The sequence below is a fragment of the Rahnella bonaserana genome (assembly GCF_019049675.1).
In the GTDB taxonomy this organism is placed as follows: Bacteria; Pseudomonadota; Gammaproteobacteria; order Enterobacterales; family Enterobacteriaceae; genus Rahnella; species Rahnella bonaserana.
The window spans coordinates 17,097-33,224 of record NZ_JAFMOW010000061.1 but is presented as its reverse complement, the minus strand read 5'-3'; the positions used below and the strand labels follow the sequence as shown (position 1 = coordinate 33,224).

11 protein-coding genes, 1 tRNA gene and 2 pseudogenes are annotated in these 16,128 nt (G+C 49.9%); 7 read left to right on the top strand and 7 right to left on the bottom strand.

Features of this window, described 5'->3' with window-relative positions:
• Genes J1778_RS10705 through xylB form a run of 3 tightly spaced genes read right to left on the bottom strand, consistent with a single transcriptional unit; the run spans window position 1 to window position 3,493 of the window.
• The gene (locus tag J1778_RS10705) at window positions 1–981 is read right to left on the bottom strand and encodes a substrate-binding domain-containing protein (protein ID WP_024359909.1); all 981 of its coding nucleotides are present in this window, start codon (window positions 979–981) and stop codon (window positions 1–3) included.
• 41 nt (window positions 982–1,022) lie between these two features.
• Entirely contained in the window at window positions 1,023–2,048 is a 1,026-nt protein-coding gene (locus J1778_RS10700; RefSeq protein ID WP_032693575.1) for an ABC transporter permease, read from the bottom strand.
• Window positions 2,045–3,493: a xylulokinase gene (xylB, locus tag J1778_RS10695; RefSeq protein ID WP_217173168.1), complete on the bottom strand. Its 1,449-nt coding sequence runs from the start codon at window positions 3,491–3,493 to the stop codon at window positions 2,045–2,047. The genes J1778_RS10700 and xylB overlap by 4 nt, the downstream gene beginning before the upstream one ends.
• 272 nt (window positions 3,494–3,765) lie before the next feature.
• Between xylB and J1778_RS10690 the strand changes: the two are divergent.
• The 3 genes and pseudogenes from J1778_RS10690 to J1778_RS10680 form a co-directional block, all read left to right on the top strand.
• A pseudogene (locus J1778_RS10690) lies at window positions 3,766–3,993 on the top strand (integrase catalytic domain-containing protein); the annotation flags it as partial.
• 697 nt (window positions 3,994–4,690) lie between these two features.
• Window positions 4,691–5,368, top strand: a complete 678-nt coding sequence (locus J1778_RS10685; RefSeq protein WP_126501350.1) for a hypothetical protein — start codon at window positions 4,691–4,693, stop codon at window positions 5,366–5,368.
• Window positions 5,369–5,386: 18 nt separating this feature from the next.
• Window positions 5,387–6,106 (top strand): hypothetical protein, encoded by a 720-nt coding sequence (locus J1778_RS10680; protein WP_049264894.1) that lies wholly within the window; start codon window positions 5,387–5,389, stop codon window positions 6,104–6,106.
• 146 nt (window positions 6,107–6,252) lie between these two features.
• On the opposite strand, the pseudogene J1778_RS10675 reads toward J1778_RS10680, so the two are convergent.
• A pseudogene (locus J1778_RS10675) lies at window positions 6,253–7,491 on the bottom strand (IS110 family RNA-guided transposase).
• A 369-nt stretch (window positions 7,492–7,860) separates the two neighbouring features.
• Here J1778_RS10675 and J1778_RS10670 point away from each other — a divergent pair.
• Window positions 7,861–8,403: an RES family NAD+ phosphorylase gene (locus J1778_RS10670; RefSeq protein ID WP_075206699.1), complete on the top strand. Its 543-nt coding sequence runs from the start codon at window positions 7,861–7,863 to the stop codon at window positions 8,401–8,403.
• 244 nt (window positions 8,404–8,647) lie between these two features.
• Here the strand turns inward: J1778_RS10670 and J1778_RS10665 are convergent, their stop codons facing one another.
• Window positions 8,648–9,532, bottom strand: a complete 885-nt coding sequence (locus J1778_RS10665; RefSeq protein ID WP_049268274.1) for a LysR family transcriptional regulator — start codon at window positions 9,530–9,532, stop codon at window positions 8,648–8,650.
• Between the two features lie 159 nt (window positions 9,533–9,691).
• Between J1778_RS10665 and attM the strand changes: the two genes are divergently transcribed.
• Window positions 9,692–10,486 carry an AttM family quorum-quenching N-acyl homoserine lactonase gene (gene attM / locus J1778_RS10660; RefSeq protein WP_179275577.1) on the top strand — a complete coding sequence of 265 codons (795 nt, stop codon included), beginning with the start codon at window positions 9,692–9,694 and terminating at the stop codon, window positions 10,484–10,486.
• Between the two features lie 323 nt (window positions 10,487–10,809).
• Here the strand turns inward: attM and J1778_RS10655 are convergent, their stop codons facing one another.
• Both J1778_RS10655 and J1778_RS10650 read right to left on the bottom strand, forming a co-directional pair.
• On the bottom strand, window positions 10,810–12,078 hold the full coding sequence (locus J1778_RS10655; RefSeq protein ID WP_049267539.1) for a tyrosine-type recombinase/integrase: 1,269 nt from the start codon (window positions 12,076–12,078) through the stop codon (window positions 10,810–10,812).
• Between the two features lie 161 nt (window positions 12,079–12,239).
• Window positions 12,240–12,315, bottom strand: a tRNA-Asn gene (locus tag J1778_RS10650).
• 262 nt (window positions 12,316–12,577) lie between these two features.
• Between J1778_RS10650 and J1778_RS10645 the strand changes: the two genes are divergently transcribed.
• The gene (locus J1778_RS10645; RefSeq protein WP_217173167.1) at window positions 12,578–13,603 is read left to right on the top strand and encodes an LLM class flavin-dependent oxidoreductase; all 1,026 of its coding nucleotides are present in this window, start codon (window positions 12,578–12,580) and stop codon (window positions 13,601–13,603) included.
• A gap of 279 nt (window positions 13,604–13,882) precedes the next feature.
• Window positions 13,883–16,093, top strand: a complete 2,211-nt coding sequence (gene katG / locus J1778_RS10640; RefSeq protein ID WP_238484662.1) for a catalase/peroxidase HPI — start codon at window positions 13,883–13,885, stop codon at window positions 16,091–16,093.
• Window positions 16,094–16,128 lie beyond the last annotated feature (35 nt).

The following is a 16,128-nucleotide window of genomic DNA, read 5'->3' as shown; positions in this document are numbered from 1 at the left end:
TCAGTATGCTGAACCCATTACCGATGCTGCGTTGTCTTTGGTGACCAGCAGCGGTGGGTTGTTGATCATGGCTGGAACCTGTTCACCGTTCAGACTCTTCCTGGCATTTTCAACCAGCAACTGAGCCAGTTTAACCGGCTCCTGAATCGCACCGGCTTTCAATATGCTGTTGTTCTGAACGGCTTTGACGCCTTCTTTATCCACAAACGCATACAGCTTCACTTTGTCACTGACCCCCAGTTGCTGGATTGCCGCCAGTGACCCGAGCGCGGAAGGTTCGGTGTCTGAGTACACGACGTTAATTTCTGGCCTGCCCTGCAGCATTTCAGTGGTGACTTTCAGGGAGGTTGTTTCTTCTACTTTGCCATTGACCAGCGCGACGAACTTAATGTTTTTGTTGGATGCCACGGCTTCCTTGAAGCCTTCATCACGTGCATTTGCGGCAATGGATGTTGGTTCTCCCACGATACCCACTGTTGCAGTGCCATTTTCACCAATGTCTTTCAACAGCTGCTGGCCAATGAGCTTGCCGCCTTCACGCTGATCGGTCTGAACACCTTGAACCAGCGTGACGTTTTGCTGCTTCATCCCCTCGGTATCCGGAAGGATGTTGATGGCAAACGCCGGAATTTTTGCCTGATTAAGCTGGTTTATGATCGACACGCACGGGCCTGAGGAGACGCAGTTCACTGCGACCGCATCCACCTTCTGTTCAATGAAGTTCTGCACCTGCGAAAGTTGCTTGGCGTCGTCATTATCAGCAATCGAAATTTTTACGTTCAAGCCCTGTGCCGCTGCATTGTCTTCAAAGCTTTTTTTCATGGCAACGTAATAAGGGTTGGTGAGGTTCGGCAGCGTAACGCCCAATGTTTTTTTGCCGGCACCCACGGTGCTTTCAGTATCCTCACGGTTACAGCCGGCGAGCATGCAGGACAGTGCGACTATCGCTGCACCTGCGGTGATTGTGGTACGGAGTTTCATGTTTATCTCCTGGATATAGGTAGGTCAGGGTTTAAGAAGCGTTATTGTTGTGTTTTGCGTGACTTCCTGACTTTGAGCCAGGGGATCACGATTTTTTTCGAGGTACGTAAGGTATCGAAGGTGACGCCGAACAGGATGATCAGGCCGATGACCAGCGGCTGCCAGTAGGCACTGACGTTTAGCACGTTCATCAGATTCGATATTGAGGCAATAAGCATGGCGCCAATCATCGCGCCGATAAGGCTGCCAGTGCCGCCAAACAGACTGACGCCACCGACCACCGCACCCGCTATTGAGAAGAACAGTTCGTCACCACGGCCCGCCGTCGGATAGCCCGTCATCAGACGCGATCCATAAATCAGGCCGCCGCATGCCGCACAAAGCCCGGAAATTGCATACACCAACAGGGTGATGCGTGGAATGCTGATCCCCGATAAGCGTGCAGCATCTGCGTTACCGCCTACCGCATAGATGTGAGTCCCGGTGATGGTGCGGCGCAGGAAGATGACACCAATAACAATAGCCAGCAGCAGCGCTATGACAGGGAACGGAATACCCAGCGGTTTTGACTGACCGATGAGGCTGTAACCAATTTGCGTCACGCGTATCGATTCGGCGCCGGTGATAATTTGTGGTATGGATGCCGCAACCCCCATCATCGCAAAGGTGACAATGAATGGCGGCACGCCGGTGCGTTCGATTATCAGACCATTTACCAGCCCACTCAGCGCACCCACCGCCAACACGATGGGTACGGCAAGCTGCCACGGAATGCCAAATTTCTCCATCAGCAAAGCTGCAACCACGCAGGTCATCGCCACGATGGAGCCGCAGGAGAGGTCGATACCCCCGGTCAGCAGGACAAAGGATTGTCCCAGGCAAAGGAAGCCGATGACCGCGCCGTTCAGAAGCAATACCATCATGTTCGAAACGGTCAGGAAGTTAGGCGTGGCGATAAACCCGCCCAGCATGACCAGTAAGAAAACAACGGCGATACCCGCTTCTGCAGGGACTTTGAGCGGCTGCTTAGGTGGTTTGATTTTTGCAGGGGTAGTTATTGAACTCATTGCAGCTCTCCTGATAATGCATTGGCATAGGTAACGTAAGCGTCCAGGACATGGCGCGCATCTTGTTGTGGCTCGGCGACTTTCTCGAGCGGCACACTCCAGCGATCGGCCATTTCAATATTTGTGCATCCCAGCACGGCAGCGGCAGCCTGAATGGCTGCACCCGCGGCTGCCGTTTCACCCACCGGAGAAATCCAAACGGGCTTGCCCGTCAGGTCAGCCAGAATCTGACGATAGGCTCGTGACTTTGCGCCGCCGCCGGTGACAATAATGCGACCGTCGTCAGTGAAACCGTGTTGTTTCAGTGCCAGACCGCCCGCCAACAGACCGCACAGCACGCCTTCCACGGTGGCGCGAGCCATATCCTGCATCGTTGTGGTGGTACGTAATCCGCGCATGTGTCCCGTGGCGTCAGGAAGGTTGGGCGTGCGCTCGCCGTCCAACCACGGAACAAGCTGAAGACCGTTGGCGCCGGGTGGTGAACTCAGCGCGAGCTCGTCGAATTCGTCAGGGGTAACGCGCAGCATTTTGCGAAACATATCGGTGACTTTGGCGGAGTTCAGTGTAGTAATCATGGGGATAAAGCGATCGGCCGCATCGGCATAACCGTTGATGGTGCCGGTGCTGTCGGTAATCCCCTTATTGGTGATGCCATACAACGTACCGCTGGTCCCGATAGAGATACCGGTATCACCGGTTTTCAGGTTCATCCCTAACGCGGCAGACATGTTATCGCCGGTCCCGACACCCACGATTGCACCCGCCAGTTCCTCCAGCTCAGGCATCAACTTCACCACGCCTGCAGGTTGATGCGACGGGATGATAGTGGGCCAGCGGGAAATCCAGTCAATTTGACTGTTAACCACCGCTGCCAGCTGTGGTTCCCAGCTATTGGTGAAGGGGTTGAAGTAACCCGTACCGGATGCCCCGCCGCGCTCGCACACAAAGCTACCGCTCAGACGGTAAACCAGATAATCAAACGGCAGCATGATGCGGTGGGCTTTTTCCAGCAGCCCCGGATAATTTTGTTCTGTCCAGGCCAGTTTAGAAATGGTCATTGCCGGCCCCGGAACGGAACCCGTCAGGCGTGCCCATTCTTCCGGAGCAATCTTCTCGCACAATTCACGCGCCTGCGGTCCAGACTCCGTGTCATTCCACAGCTTCGCAGGACGCAGCGGGCGATCGTGATTATCAAGCATGACGAGGCCGTGCCCCTGACCACCGACAGCCAGACCTGCAATACGTGGCCACCATTGTTTTAATTCAGTGAGCGCGGAGACTAATGCATCCCACCAGGCTTGCGGATCCTGCTCGCTACACGGCGGTGTGGTCGGTGGATGCAACTTACGAGCCTGTGCGATCACCTTGCCATTTTCAAGACTACGCAGCATGACGGTACAAGACTGGGTGGAGGAATCTATACCGGCAACAAGGTCCTGTTTCATTGAACTACCTCTGAACTATCGTTAAGAAATGACAGAGCTGAAAGCGATAACTGAATGACAAGCAAACTGGGTTATGGTTTTAGATACTCAGTTTTTGCTCATATGATCAGTTTTGTTTGCTCGTTTGTAAGATATAGACAATACCCACGGCAAAACATTCGTCAATTGTCGTGTTAAGAGAACGTTACGCAGCTCTCACTTTTAGTTTCAGAGAACAGCGTCATTAGCCAGCGACGAGCTATAAGATTTGTAAAATTCCTCATAAATCTAACTTCAATGTGGTCGATGACTTTAATTGGGAAATATTGGACATAGAGATCGATCTTAATCTGTCAGCGCAACGCATAGTCAGAGCCTTGGAGAGGGTAGGAATAAGTCGTGGCTACCCAGCCATGATCCGCCTGGATAATGGGCCAGAGCTTATCTCTCAAACCTACCGCAATGAATTACTGGATTTTTTTCTGTTCAGAACACTGAATGAAGCACGGGAAATAACGGAGTGCTCTCCTCCCTGAAAACAAGCCCGTCTAGGCCAGATGTATGGGATTGGTCTCGGTGCGAAGATGGATTTAACTCAAGCCTATAATTGGACTGCGTTGGCTGCACAGCAAGATTATGCGTTCTCCCAGGCAGAGTCCTCGGTGTTATGTATGCCGAAGGGTGTGGCGTCAAACAAAACCAAGTATTAACTAAAGAATGGATTAATAGATCTTGTAAAAATGAAAAAAAATTAAGTTTCTGAAATTAGTGAAAATAGGTTTCAGTTGCCTGGATCTCCGGGCAGTTGTGCTGCAGAACCAAATTGACACATTCCTGCTTGAACTCATGGGTGAACGTTTTTCTTCGCATTCTTTACTCGTTAGCGTTGCCCATCATATCTCTAACAAAGTATACGGCTTGATTAGACCATTACATCTTACAGGCAGCTCGGTGCCAGGAGCAGACATTACAAGCATTGCTTGCATTAGTCGGTCAGGGACAAACAACCCGCCTTCCACTCCAACTGAGAATCAGTTTGAAGCTCCGGTCTTGGCAGACTCTTCTCAGAACACATAGTCAAGAACGGACTTATGTGCTCGCTTTCTTTTTTGGGTCGAATCTTTGAGCCTACACTGATAGCATTCGGTTGCTTCTGAGAAACAACACTGTTTTTTGTAATGGGTTAAAATGGTTCATAGGGTTCAATTAGGGTATACGATGATGGAGCAGAACACTTTTGTTGACCGATTTTTCCACAGCAGCTGTGAGCTCACAGATTTCAGGAAAACTGGTGAGCGTGATATTAATACATTATTCAGCTTTCTAAATAATTTACACTCCTTACAGGACAGAGTCCGTGAGCAGTTTGGAAAAACTATTTCACAGCACCCAGAGTTTAAATTACTGCGAATAATCAGAAACTATCATCATCACGTCGGCGACGTTGATGAATTCAGAGTTTTTAATACTAGGAATGAATTTTCATTTAGCCATTCTGAGATGATTATTATCCCGTTATTCGTAGTTGCTAAAGCGATTGTTAACGCAAAAAAAAGACCTATTGGAGAAAAGGAGATCAAAGCAATATCAGAGTTCATCGATAACTTTGAGCATATTTCAGAGAGGGATTCTTTTTTTTCTGAAGAGCGACATCTCATTAATAAAGGTAAAAAATACTATCCAGGGTTTGACATTTATAAATGCGTTTATAACATTACAAATATTATTGCTGACATCTGTCGTGACATACCCGAGCTTTCGATCAAAGAATGTATTACTACTTTAGATGAAACATATACCAGTGCAAATAATATAGATAAACTCAATCTATTCTGTCATGCCGGAGAGGTTCCATTTCTCACTACTGAAGGTTATATAATAATTTCACAAAACTGAATATATTATGAGGCCCACATGCTTAAAAATTTAGCGAGAATGAAACATGCCCTTACGGAATGGGCTATCAAAGAGAGCATGCTTGATGATGCTACTTTTTTTACTCAGAAGGAATGGAACGACCGTGGAGAAAAACTCCATAACGATGCACTACTGGTCCTAGTGATTGACGGCAGCGGGTTATTTAGTTTATTGAACAACGGTTGTGACACAACCGAATTTGAGGATCTAGTTGAGTCCTTTGGCTTCTGGTATGAACAGGGGTATAGCTGGAGCCTGGGTTTTTACCCTACTGACAATTATGATTACAGCAGGCTAAGTGGTACCTACACATCCAAACTTCGGGATCCGAGATGGTTAAGGAAAGCAGTCCTAGTTAAGGATGAGGCTGGACACCGGTGCGAGGATTGTGGAGCGCGTGTATGTCTCGAAGCTCATCACTGCTATTACACGACGATGAGTCTGGGTTATGAGCCATGGGAGTATCCACTTAGTGCATTTCGGGCGCTGTGTTCTACCTGCCATATTACACGTCCTATTCCTGAAATAAGGGCACGGGCTTTCCTCGCGCGACTGAACCAGTCCCAGCTTTCAAGGCTGCTTGATGGGTTGGATAATGGTTTCAACCGATTTGAAGCCGATTCCTTCATTGAGTTTATGCGGAAGGCTAACTTTCATAAGAAGCATATGGATGAAGCTCTTTTGCTTCTGAAAAAAAATACCGATATATATGACTGACTGTTTCATTTGAGCTATAACGGTGCTCAATGACAAGGAAGGCCGCTACAATCAGTTGCTACACGTGAAACAAGTCATGTCGCATCTGGAGGAATAGGCATCTAAAGTAACTTCCGCTTCACGCCCTGAGACATTCGACAAGTTTTTTACGGCATCAGTAAGGGCGATTTTCGCTCTTCCAGTGCCAACAAATATTTCGCTTCGTCATAGCGGGTTCTGGTCTTCCAGCAGTGGTAAATGATCCTTAGCCATTTGAATGCCAGAGCCCGGATCGCGGATTGATGAGATTTTCCCTTTTCTCGCTGCCCCTGATAATACAATTTGGCCCAGTATGATGAGTTAACCGTCTTGGCAGCCCATTCAACAAAGGTCTGCCTGACGAACTTCGCACATTGCCATCGCCAGTGAACCCAGGATTTCTGGCCACTTCGTTCTGTCACCGGTGCAATACCTGCGTAGTTTTGAATTTCTTCAGCGCTGTTAAACCGGTCTCGGTTATCACCCAGTGCAGCAAGCATACGTGGGCCCATACACGGCCCCATGCCCGGAAGTGATTTGAACAGCCCCGCATCTGGCAATGTGTCAAACAGCGTTTCGATTCATTCGTCATAGGTTTTGATGATTTCACTCACGACTTTAATTTGTGTCGCCAGTGCGGTTGCCATCAAAGCATTAGCCTCTATAACACTCGGGTCTGTCGTCAATGGGATCGCGTTATCAATACTCGCAACACGCTGCTCGGTAAGGGCCATTGCGCGGCCACCTTTGGCATTCAGAAAGTTGCGGATCGTGTCGCGCCTGGCGCGTTTAAGTTGTTGCAGACTGGGCCATCGTATAATCAGTTCACACAACAGTAAGCTACCCCGATGTGAGAACCACTCCAGGGGCTGAGGGTAATACTGTTTAAGCGTGTTGATTATCCGGTTCACAAAGCGGCGTTTATCTTCAACCAACTGACGACGCTGCTCAACCAGTTGCTGGAGTAACCGGATATCCGCATTGTCGGGTTCAATAGCTTTTATTTTTTGGGGATAACGCAGCATTAACTCTAATGCCAGTTCTGCATCCTGCGGGTCATCTTTAGCGCCGCTGGGCGAGAAGGCTTGCCGGTAACGAGCCGGTGACAAAGCGTGGACGGGGAAAACGGTGATAAAGGGATATTTTTGAAGAGCATATACCACGGGGCCCTTCTTCAGCTCAAGGGCGATAGCTATTTTGCCTTTCACCTGTTTGTGCAACGCGTTGAGCCAGGCATCAAGCGCTTCTGCTGTATGTTCAATCACATGGAATGTGCGTTCGCCGTTTTTAAACTGAACGCAAACATCATGCTTTTTATCCGCCCAGTCCAGACCAACATGAGCAGCAAACTGATCTATCGCAGTCATAACCAACTCCTTTTCACCGGGGATTGGTATGCATTCCACGCTCTTCGAAAGAAATATAGTCAGCAGTTTGTCTGCATGCCCTGAGTATTCGTTAGCGAACGTGGAGCACTTACTGGCTCGGAAGCAAAGCGGCAATCATCAAACCATATGATTCTGGCACAATATTCGTAACCAGTAAGCGCATACCCTGAATCACTTAAAAGTGTAACTCTCAGGGTTCGAATGACTATACCTCGCTCTCAGCAGACCTTCAGCGTCACGTGTTTGTCTGCTGCGTGCCAGAAGTGGACATTTTGTAACATTGGATATGCACTATCGGACAGATTACCGTCTTCGTATAAGGCACATTTGTTAATTCTGCGAGGTCATATGAATCAGGCCGACAAGAAATTTTTAAGAAGAATGAGTGGATATTTTTTTCGCACTGTACGCATAGATAAACTGGCTCATGTCCTTGATCTGCCAGAACCAGAAAGTAGCGGACGGTATCATCGCCCTGGACAGCCTATACTCTACATGAGCCCGGAAATAGAATGGTCAATAAGGGCTGTGTCCGGGTATATGCGGGCTGACGGAATTCGACGCGTAGTTGTTCCACTCTATATCGACGAGGCGTTTGTCTTGGATCAGAATGATGAACTAGCTAGTAGTGTGTTGGGGATTGATCCAGAGCTTTCAAAAAAACCTTGGATACCTGCGCTACAGGAAAATCGTGAACCTCCATCATGGAAAAACTCTGACCTTGCTCGTAGATATGGTGCTGATGGCCTTATTGATTGCTCAAGATTAATACCGGGCGGCTGGCATCTTAATCTATTTCGATGGAATGAACCTGGTGCTCCAACTGTACACATTTGCGGAGAACCTATTGAGTTCAGGCTATCTGTGGAAGGGAATAAATGGGATCTGTAACAAAAGAATCAGCCTCATGAACCTCACCATTACAACATTATGAAGATAGCACTCTGAGATGTGAGTAAGGTGCCAGAACCGAGGAATAAAGTCGCGAAAGTGGTTTTTTACGGCGATTAGCATGATTGCTGGGCTTGAACATTCTTTTCTTCGCCAACGTCAGCTCCTCGCTCACAACTGCCCAAAGAAACCCATGCGGGCAGTTTAGTGCCAGGAGTGGACGCTATCCGGGGAGATTACCGTATCACATCAACTCAAGCAGAGACTCTCTGAGATAACCCTCTAGCAGAGATGCGCAAATTCGCGTTTCATATGACATCATGCCTGCCGGTGGGTGGAGCAACCAGGCGCTAAAAGGCGGGATCTGGTAGTGGCTTAAAAGGGGGATTAGCGCTCCCTTTTCAATTTCGTTTCTGCAAACCGGAAATTGCAAAACACCAATGGCATGTCCCGCTAATAAATAGGAGAGGACACTTCGCCAGTGCGTGGACTGAAATTTAACGTTGACGGGAACATTAATGAGTTGGGTTTCAGAGGTGATCATTGGAATGCGATTACTGGCAAATACGCTAGAAACAGCGGCAAATGGATAACCAGCCAGCGCATCTGGAGAGTGCGGATAACCCATTTTAGCCAGCAAAGCAGGGGAGGCCAGTAACACTCTTCGCACGTTACCAAGTGGACGTGCGACAAAAAATCCTTCTGAGACCTCTCCTAGCCTCAATGATAAATCCACACCCTCAGTGACAGGATCGATGACACGGTCGTTAAAAATGACATCGACCTGCAGCCCCGGATGTTCGTTCTGAAGCTGTAACAATGCAGGCATCAGTAAGCTTTCCCCGGCAGAATAAGGCGCCGCAATACGGATTTTGCCTTGTAGGCCCTGATTTTCTTCATTCACAGACAGAGCGTGCTCTGCCGCCTGAATCGCCGCTTTACTTCTCTCATAAAACAAATTACCGCTCTGCGTCAGAGACATGTTCCGCGTATTGCGCCTTAGCAAACGCGTACCAAGATGTGCTTCCAGTTTTTCTATTCTTTCACTGACGGCGGGTTGGCCAATGCCGAGATCGCGGGCTGCAGCCGACATGCTGCCCCGCTCAACCACCCTGATAAATATGCGCATTGCTGAGAAGAGATCCATTTGGCGATTATATTGGTTTTACCGATAAAAGTAATTCGATACAGGTATCTACTGTTCTTCTGCGAGATGATGAAAACTCAACGCTCAAGTAAGATTTAAGCAAAATATGAATCTATTTTATTGATTTATTGGTGGGAGATAATTATGTCAGATATCAAACTTTTCATGTTCCAGTCAGGAACGCAGCATTGTAAATATCACCATATTCGGATGAATCAGGGAGTGGGAGAGAGTTATGAAATTCCGGTCCCTTGGTTCCTTCTGACACATCCGGATGGTTTTACCCTGATTGACGGTGGTCTGGCTGTAGAGGGATTGAAAGACCCCTTTGCCTATTGGGGAGGCGCTGTAGAGCAGTTTAAACCGGTAATGTCAGAAGAACAGGGCTGTCTGGAGCAGCTTAAAAGGATTGGCGTCGCACCAGAAGATATCCGCTACGTGGTACTGTCCCATTTGCACTCTGATCATACTGGCGCGATTGGTCGCTTCCCACATGCCACTCATGTGGTTCAGAGGAGAGAGTATGAATATGCCTTTGCTCCTGACTGGTTTACATCTGGAGCCTATTGCCGATACGATTACGATCATCCTGAGCTCAACTGGTTTTTTCTAAACGGGTTGTCTGAGGATAACTATGACCTTTACGGTGATGGCACGTTACAGTGCATTTTTACGCCAGGGCATTCACCCGGGCATCAATCTTTTCTTATCAGATTATCCAGCGGTACAAATTTTACGCTAGCGATTGATGCGGCTTACACCTTAGATCATTACCATGAGAGGGCGCTCCCTGGCCTGATGACGTCAGCCACTGATGTCGCTCAGTCTGTCCAAAAGCTGCGCCAGCTTACCGAGCGATATAACGCGATATTAATACCCGGTCATGACCCTGAAGAATGGGAAAAAATCAGGCTTGCTCCAGCCTGGTACAGTTGAATCATTGCTCACTCATTCTTTTAAAAACGGACTGACCGGAATGGCAAAACGTGACCTACTCTCCGTTTACTAACACACGGCAATGCTAGCAATAGCCAAGGCAACTCAATTTCCAACGTCCGCTTTTCGCTCATAACAGACCTAATACGTTTCCGTGGATAGTTCTGTATGAGAAGCGGACTTCACACTTTCGATTCACGCAGGACAGTCTGGCTGACGATGCTCATAACGGCTTAACAATTTATCCGCACTGAAACTAGAAAAATAGCCGTATCAGTACAGACTGATACGGCTATTTTTTGGGTTTTATTTTGCCAGGCCAGTTATCCCATTGTGCAACTGATTTCCTTTCCACAAATATAAGGTGGCACATACACTTTCCGGCACATATCCAGATAATCCGACCACCATTGCATCATCGCTTTACGGGCATCGAGATATTCTGCTTTATGGACGTAGGCTGCTCGAACGCTATTGCGTTCCTGGTGACTCATCTGCCGTTCAACCGCATCCTGTGCCCATAGGCCAGATTCCATCAGGGCACTACAGGCCATTGCCCGAAACCCGTGGCCGCAGATTTCATCTTTTGTGTCATAGCCCATCAGGCGTAGCGCCTTGTTGACCGTGTTTTCACACATCGGTTTATACGGATTGTGATCGCCGGGGAATACCAGCACCTGATGACCGGATATTTCCCGTATCTGTTTCAGAATAGCGATGGACTGACAGGAGAGTGGAACGATATGTGGAGTACGCATTTTTGCACCACGCCCAGAGTAACGGACACCGGGGATGGACTCGCGAGTGGCAGGAATGGTCCAGATTCTATTTTTGAAATCGATCTCAGACCAATGGGCGAAGCGCAGCTCGCTGGAGCGGATGAATAGGTGAAGGGTAAGTGATACGGCCAGGCGGGTTAACTCTCGTCCTTGCTTGTAGTCCTCAATGCGTGTCAACAGTTCCGGCAGTCGCTCCAGCGGAAGGGCAGGGTAGTGGCGTTTAACGGGAGGGACGATGATACCGTCCAGATTTGCTGCAGGATTATGCTCTATCAACTCCTGATGTACGGCATGACGCATGATGTTGCACATATGCTGCCGGGTACGTGCTGCGACTTCCAGCAGACCTTTTTGCTCAATGCCTTTCAGCAGGTCGATAAAATGGCGAGGTTTCAGTTCAGTTACCGGCAAGTGTCCAATCACAGGAAATATATGATTGTTCATGCTGGCAAGCAGACGGGTTGCATGGTTCTCTGACCATGTTCGGTTGCTGTTATGCCACTCCAGTGCCACATGTTTGAAGGTTTTTTCTGGTGTGGAAGTGGTTCTTTCAGCAGAGCGCTGTTGTGCTGGATTGATATTTTGCGCGAGGAGTTTACGGATACCATCACGCTGTTGACGAGCATCAGCCAAAGACACGTCAGGGTAGGCGCCTAAGCCAAGGCGAGATTCTTTTCTATTGATACGATATTTGAGATACCAGAGACGTGAACCGCCTGGATTGACCAACAGGTACAGACCATGGGAATCGGAAATTTTGAAGGGTTTAGCGGATGGTTTTAAGCTGCGGATTTTTGTGTCGTTAAGAGACATTTGGGGGTCACTCCGTCATCGAACCAACATGACCCCAAATCTGACCACCAAATTCTCCCGATGCGGAGGGAAAACTGAAAATGCATCGGGAAGACTTTTCACGCTAACTCATTGAATTCGAATCATATAGGGATTCGCAAAGTGGCATGAAAATAAGAATTTGGCTCCTCTGACTGGACTCGAACCAGTGACATACGGATTAACAGTCCGCCGTTCTACCGACTGAACTACAGAGGAATCGTGTGAACGGGGCGCATAATAACGGGGGATGAAGTCGGGAGCAACGGTTTTTTTACTTCTGCGTTTCGATGGGAGAGTTTTTGTTCAGGTTATTAAAAAATAAGCAGAAATGCCCCATGTCCTTCAAATAAACTGAACCGCTTTGTTAAACAACTGATATTTATTCTCATCCTGAGGCGCGTAAAGTAAACGTATCACTGCGTCAGTCCTCAAAAGAGCGGGCTGGCACATCGCTTTGCACTTTTAGGATGAATTTACGATGAAAAAAATTGGGTTTTTATCATTCGGTCACTGGACGCCATCCCCTCAGTCGGGCACCCGCTCGGCGGCGGATGCTTTGCTGCAATCTATCGATCTGGCAGTCGCTGCAGAAGAACTGGGCGCAGACGGCGCTTATTTCCGCGTGCATCATTTTGCCCGTCAGCTCGCTTCACCGTTCCCGCTGCTGGCAGCGGTCGGCGCGAAGACCAGCAAGATTGAGATCGGCACCGGCGTGATTGATATGCGTTACGAAAATCCGCTGTATATGGCGGAAAGCGCCAGCGCGGCAGATCTGATTTCCGGCGGGCGTTTACAGCTGGGTATCAGCCGTGGTTCGCCGGAACAGGTGATCGATGGCTGGCGCTATTTTGGCTATCAGCCGGCAGAAGGGGAGACGGAAGCGGATATGGCGCGGCGTCACACCGAAGTGCTGCTGGATGCGCTGCGTGGTGAAGGTTTTGCGAAACCGAATCCGCAACCGATGTTTCCAAATCCGCCGGGAATGCTGCGTCTGGAACCGCATTCTGAAGGTTTGCGTGATCGTATCTGGTGGGGCGCGGGTTCAAACGCCACCGCTGTTTGGGCGGCGAAACTGGGCATGAATCTGCAAAGCTCGACGCTGAAAGATGACGAAACCGGCGAGCCGTTCCACATTCAGCAGGCGAAACAAATTCGCGCCTATCGCGAAGCCTGGGCCGAAGCGGGACACACGCGTACGCCACGGGTGTCAGTCAGTCGCAGCATTTTTGCCCTGATGGATGATCGTGACCGCGCCTACTTTGGTGGCAGCAGTAACGACGGTGATAAGGTCGGTTTCCTCGATGAGAAAACACGGGCAATTTTCGGGCGCAGTTATGCGGCTTCTCCGGAGTTTTTGATCGAACAGCTCAAAAAGGATGAAGCGATTGCCGAAGCCGATACATTATTGCTCACCGTGCCGAATCAGCTCGGGGTGGATTACAACGTGCATGTGATTGAATCGATTCTCAAACACGTTGCGCCTGCAATGGGCTGGCGTGAGTAACCGCTGAACAAAGTTTTAAGAAAACAAAAGCCCGCCTGGGGAAACTCAGGCGGGCTTTTTTCATTTTGCGACACTGACAGAGAAGCCGCTGTGATTAAGTGGCTATTCTATAATCAGAGTGGGAATTAATCCGTGCTAAAAGTATTTTGGTGATGAAGCCCGCAAAAATCGCGCATAAGTCCGAAGGCAAAGTCTATCAAATACATAGGGTGATTCAGATGTGAGTTGTTTAAAACCGCGTATAGAGTAGCAATGAGACTACATAACAGGAGTGTGAGCATGAGCAGTTCTATTGACGAAGAAGCAAACGACGCAAAGCCAATTGTTGAAGCAGACAGAGAAGCCGGTGCCGGTAAATGTCCTTTCCATGAAGGAAACACCAATAAAGCTTCTGGCGGCGGGACCAATAACCGTGACTGGTGGCCTAACCAGCTCAGGGTTGACCTGCTGAACCAGCATTCAAATCGCTCAAACCCGTTGGGCGAAACTTTTGATTACCGCAAAGAATTCGCCAAATTAGATTACTCCGCATTAAAAGCCGACCTCAAAGGGGTGCTTACTGCTTCGCAGCCCTGGTGGCCGGCGGACTGGGGCAGCTACATCGGTCTGTTCATTCGTCTGGCGTGGCACAGCGCCGGAACCTATCGCTCCGTTGACGGGCGCGGCGGCTCTGGTCGCGGCCAGCAACGTTTCGCTCCACTCAACTCCTGGCCGGACAACGTCAGTCTGGATAAAGCACGCCGACTGTTGTGGCCGGTGAAACAAAAATACGGTCAGAAAATTTCCTGGGCCGATTTGTATATTCTGGCGGGTAACGTGGCGCTGGAAAACTCCGGTTTCCGCACCTTCGGTTTTGGTGCCGGGCGTGAAGACGTCTGGGAACCGGATCAGGATATTAACTGGGGTGACGAAACCACCTGGCTGGAACACCGTCATCCGGAAGAACTGGCGAAATCACCGCTGGGCGCAACGGAAATGGGGCTGATTTACGTCAACCCGGAAGGCCCGAATCACAGCGGTGATCCGGCTTCCGCTGCGCCGGCTATCCGTGCCACATTCGGCAATATGGGCATGAACGATGAAGAGATCGTCGCGTTAATCGCCGGTGGTCACACATTGGGTAAAACGCACGGCGCAGGCCCTGCCGATCAGGTGGGTGTTGACCCTGAAACTGCACCGATTGAATCACAAGGTCTGGGCTGGAAAAGCAGCCACGGCAGCGGTGTCGGTGCAGATGCCATCACCTCCGGTCTGGAAGTGATCTGGTCGCAGACCCCGACGCAGTGGAGCAATTACTTCTTCGAGAACCTGTTCAAATACGAGTGGGTGCAAACCCGCAGTCCGGCGGGTGCGATTCAGTTCGAAGCCGCCGATGCACCGGATATTATTCCTGACCCGTTCGATACGTCGAAAAAACGCAAACCGACCATGCTGGTGACTGACCTGACGCTGCGTTTTGACCCGGAATTCGAGAAGATTTCCCGTCGTTTCCACGGTGACCCGCAGGCCTTCAACGAAGCTTTTGCCCGTGCATGGTACAAACTGACCCACCGCGATATGGGGCCAAAAGCCCGTTATATCGGGCCCGAAGTGCCGAAAGAAGATCTGATCTGGCAGGATCCGTTACCGGTTCCGGTGTATCACCCGACGGGGGCGGATATCGCGCAGCTGAAAGAGAAAATTGCCGCGTCGGGTCTGAGCGTCAGTGAGCTGGTGTCAGTGGCGTGGGCGTCGGCGTCGACCTTCCGGGGCGGCGATAAGCGCGGGGGCGCCAACGGTGCGCGTCTGGCATTGCGTCCGCAAAGAGACTGGGACGTGAATGCCGTGGCAGCCCGCGTGCTGCCTGCTCTGGAGTCTGTCCAGCAGTCATCTCAGAAAGTGTCTCTGGCGGACGTGATCGTGCTGGCCGGTGTGGTGGGCGTTGAAAAGGCGGCGAAAGCGGCGGGCGTTGACATAGAAGTGCCATTCACGCCGGGGCGTGTGGATGCGCGTCAGGATCAGACAGATATTGAGTCGTTCGAATTGCTGAAACCGAAAGCGGATGGTTTCCGAAACTACCGTGGTGAATCAGCCAATACCTCGACGGAGAATCTGCTGATCGACAAGGCGCAGCAACTGACCCTGACTGTGCCGGAATTAACGGTGCTGGTCGGCGGATTACGTGCGCTGGGTGCCAACTACGACGGCAGCAATCTTGGCGTTTTCTCGGAAAAAACCGGTGAACTGAACACCGATTTCTTCGTGAATCTGCTGGATATGCGCACCGAATGGAAACCGACTGATAGCTCCGGTGAACGTTTCGAAGGGCGGGATCGTGTCAGCGGAGAAGTGAGGTTTGCCGCCACGCGTGCCGATCTGGTGTTTGGATCGAATGCCGTATTACGTGCCAACGCTGAGGTTTACGCCAGCAGTGACGCCAAAGAGAAATTCGTGAAAGACTTTGTCGCGGCCTGGACCAAAGTGATGAATCTGGACAGATTCGAGCTCTGATCTTAACTCATCGTTTGAAAGCAAAAAGCCCGCTT

Excerpts from the sequence above, each read along its gene's own strand:
- J1778_RS10645 (WP_217173167.1), top strand. The coding sequence starts at position 12,578 with ATGAAAAAAATTGGGTTTTTATCATTCGGTCACTGGACGCCATCCCCT.
- katG (WP_238484662.1), top strand. The coding sequence starts at position 13,883 with ATGAGCAGTTCTATTGACGAAGAAGCAAACGACGCAAAGCCAATTGTT.
- J1778_RS10655 (WP_049267539.1), bottom strand. The coding sequence starts at position 12,078 with ATGTCTCTTAACGACACAAAAATCCGCAGCTTAAAACCATCCGCTAAA.
- J1778_RS10700 (WP_032693575.1), bottom strand. The coding sequence starts at position 2,048 with ATGAGTTCAATAACTACCCCTGCAAAAATCAAACCACCTAAGCAGCCG.
- J1778_RS10680 (WP_049264894.1), top strand. The coding sequence starts at position 5,387 with ATGCTTAAAAATTTAGCGAGAATGAAACATGCCCTTACGGAATGGGCT.
- J1778_RS10665 (WP_049268274.1), bottom strand. The coding sequence starts at position 9,532 with ATGCGCATATTTATCAGGGTGGTTGAGCGGGGCAGCATGTCGGCTGCA.
- J1778_RS10705 (WP_024359909.1), bottom strand. The coding sequence starts at position 981 with ATGAAACTCCGTACCACAATCACCGCAGGTGCAGCGATAGTCGCACTG.
- J1778_RS10670 (WP_075206699.1), top strand. The coding sequence starts at position 7,861 with ATGAATCAGGCCGACAAGAAATTTTTAAGAAGAATGAGTGGATATTTT.
- J1778_RS10685 (WP_126501350.1), top strand. The coding sequence starts at position 4,691 with ATGATGGAGCAGAACACTTTTGTTGACCGATTTTTCCACAGCAGCTGT.
- xylB (WP_217173168.1), bottom strand. The coding sequence starts at position 3,493 with ATGAAACAGGACCTTGTTGCCGGTATAGATTCCTCCACCCAGTCTTGT.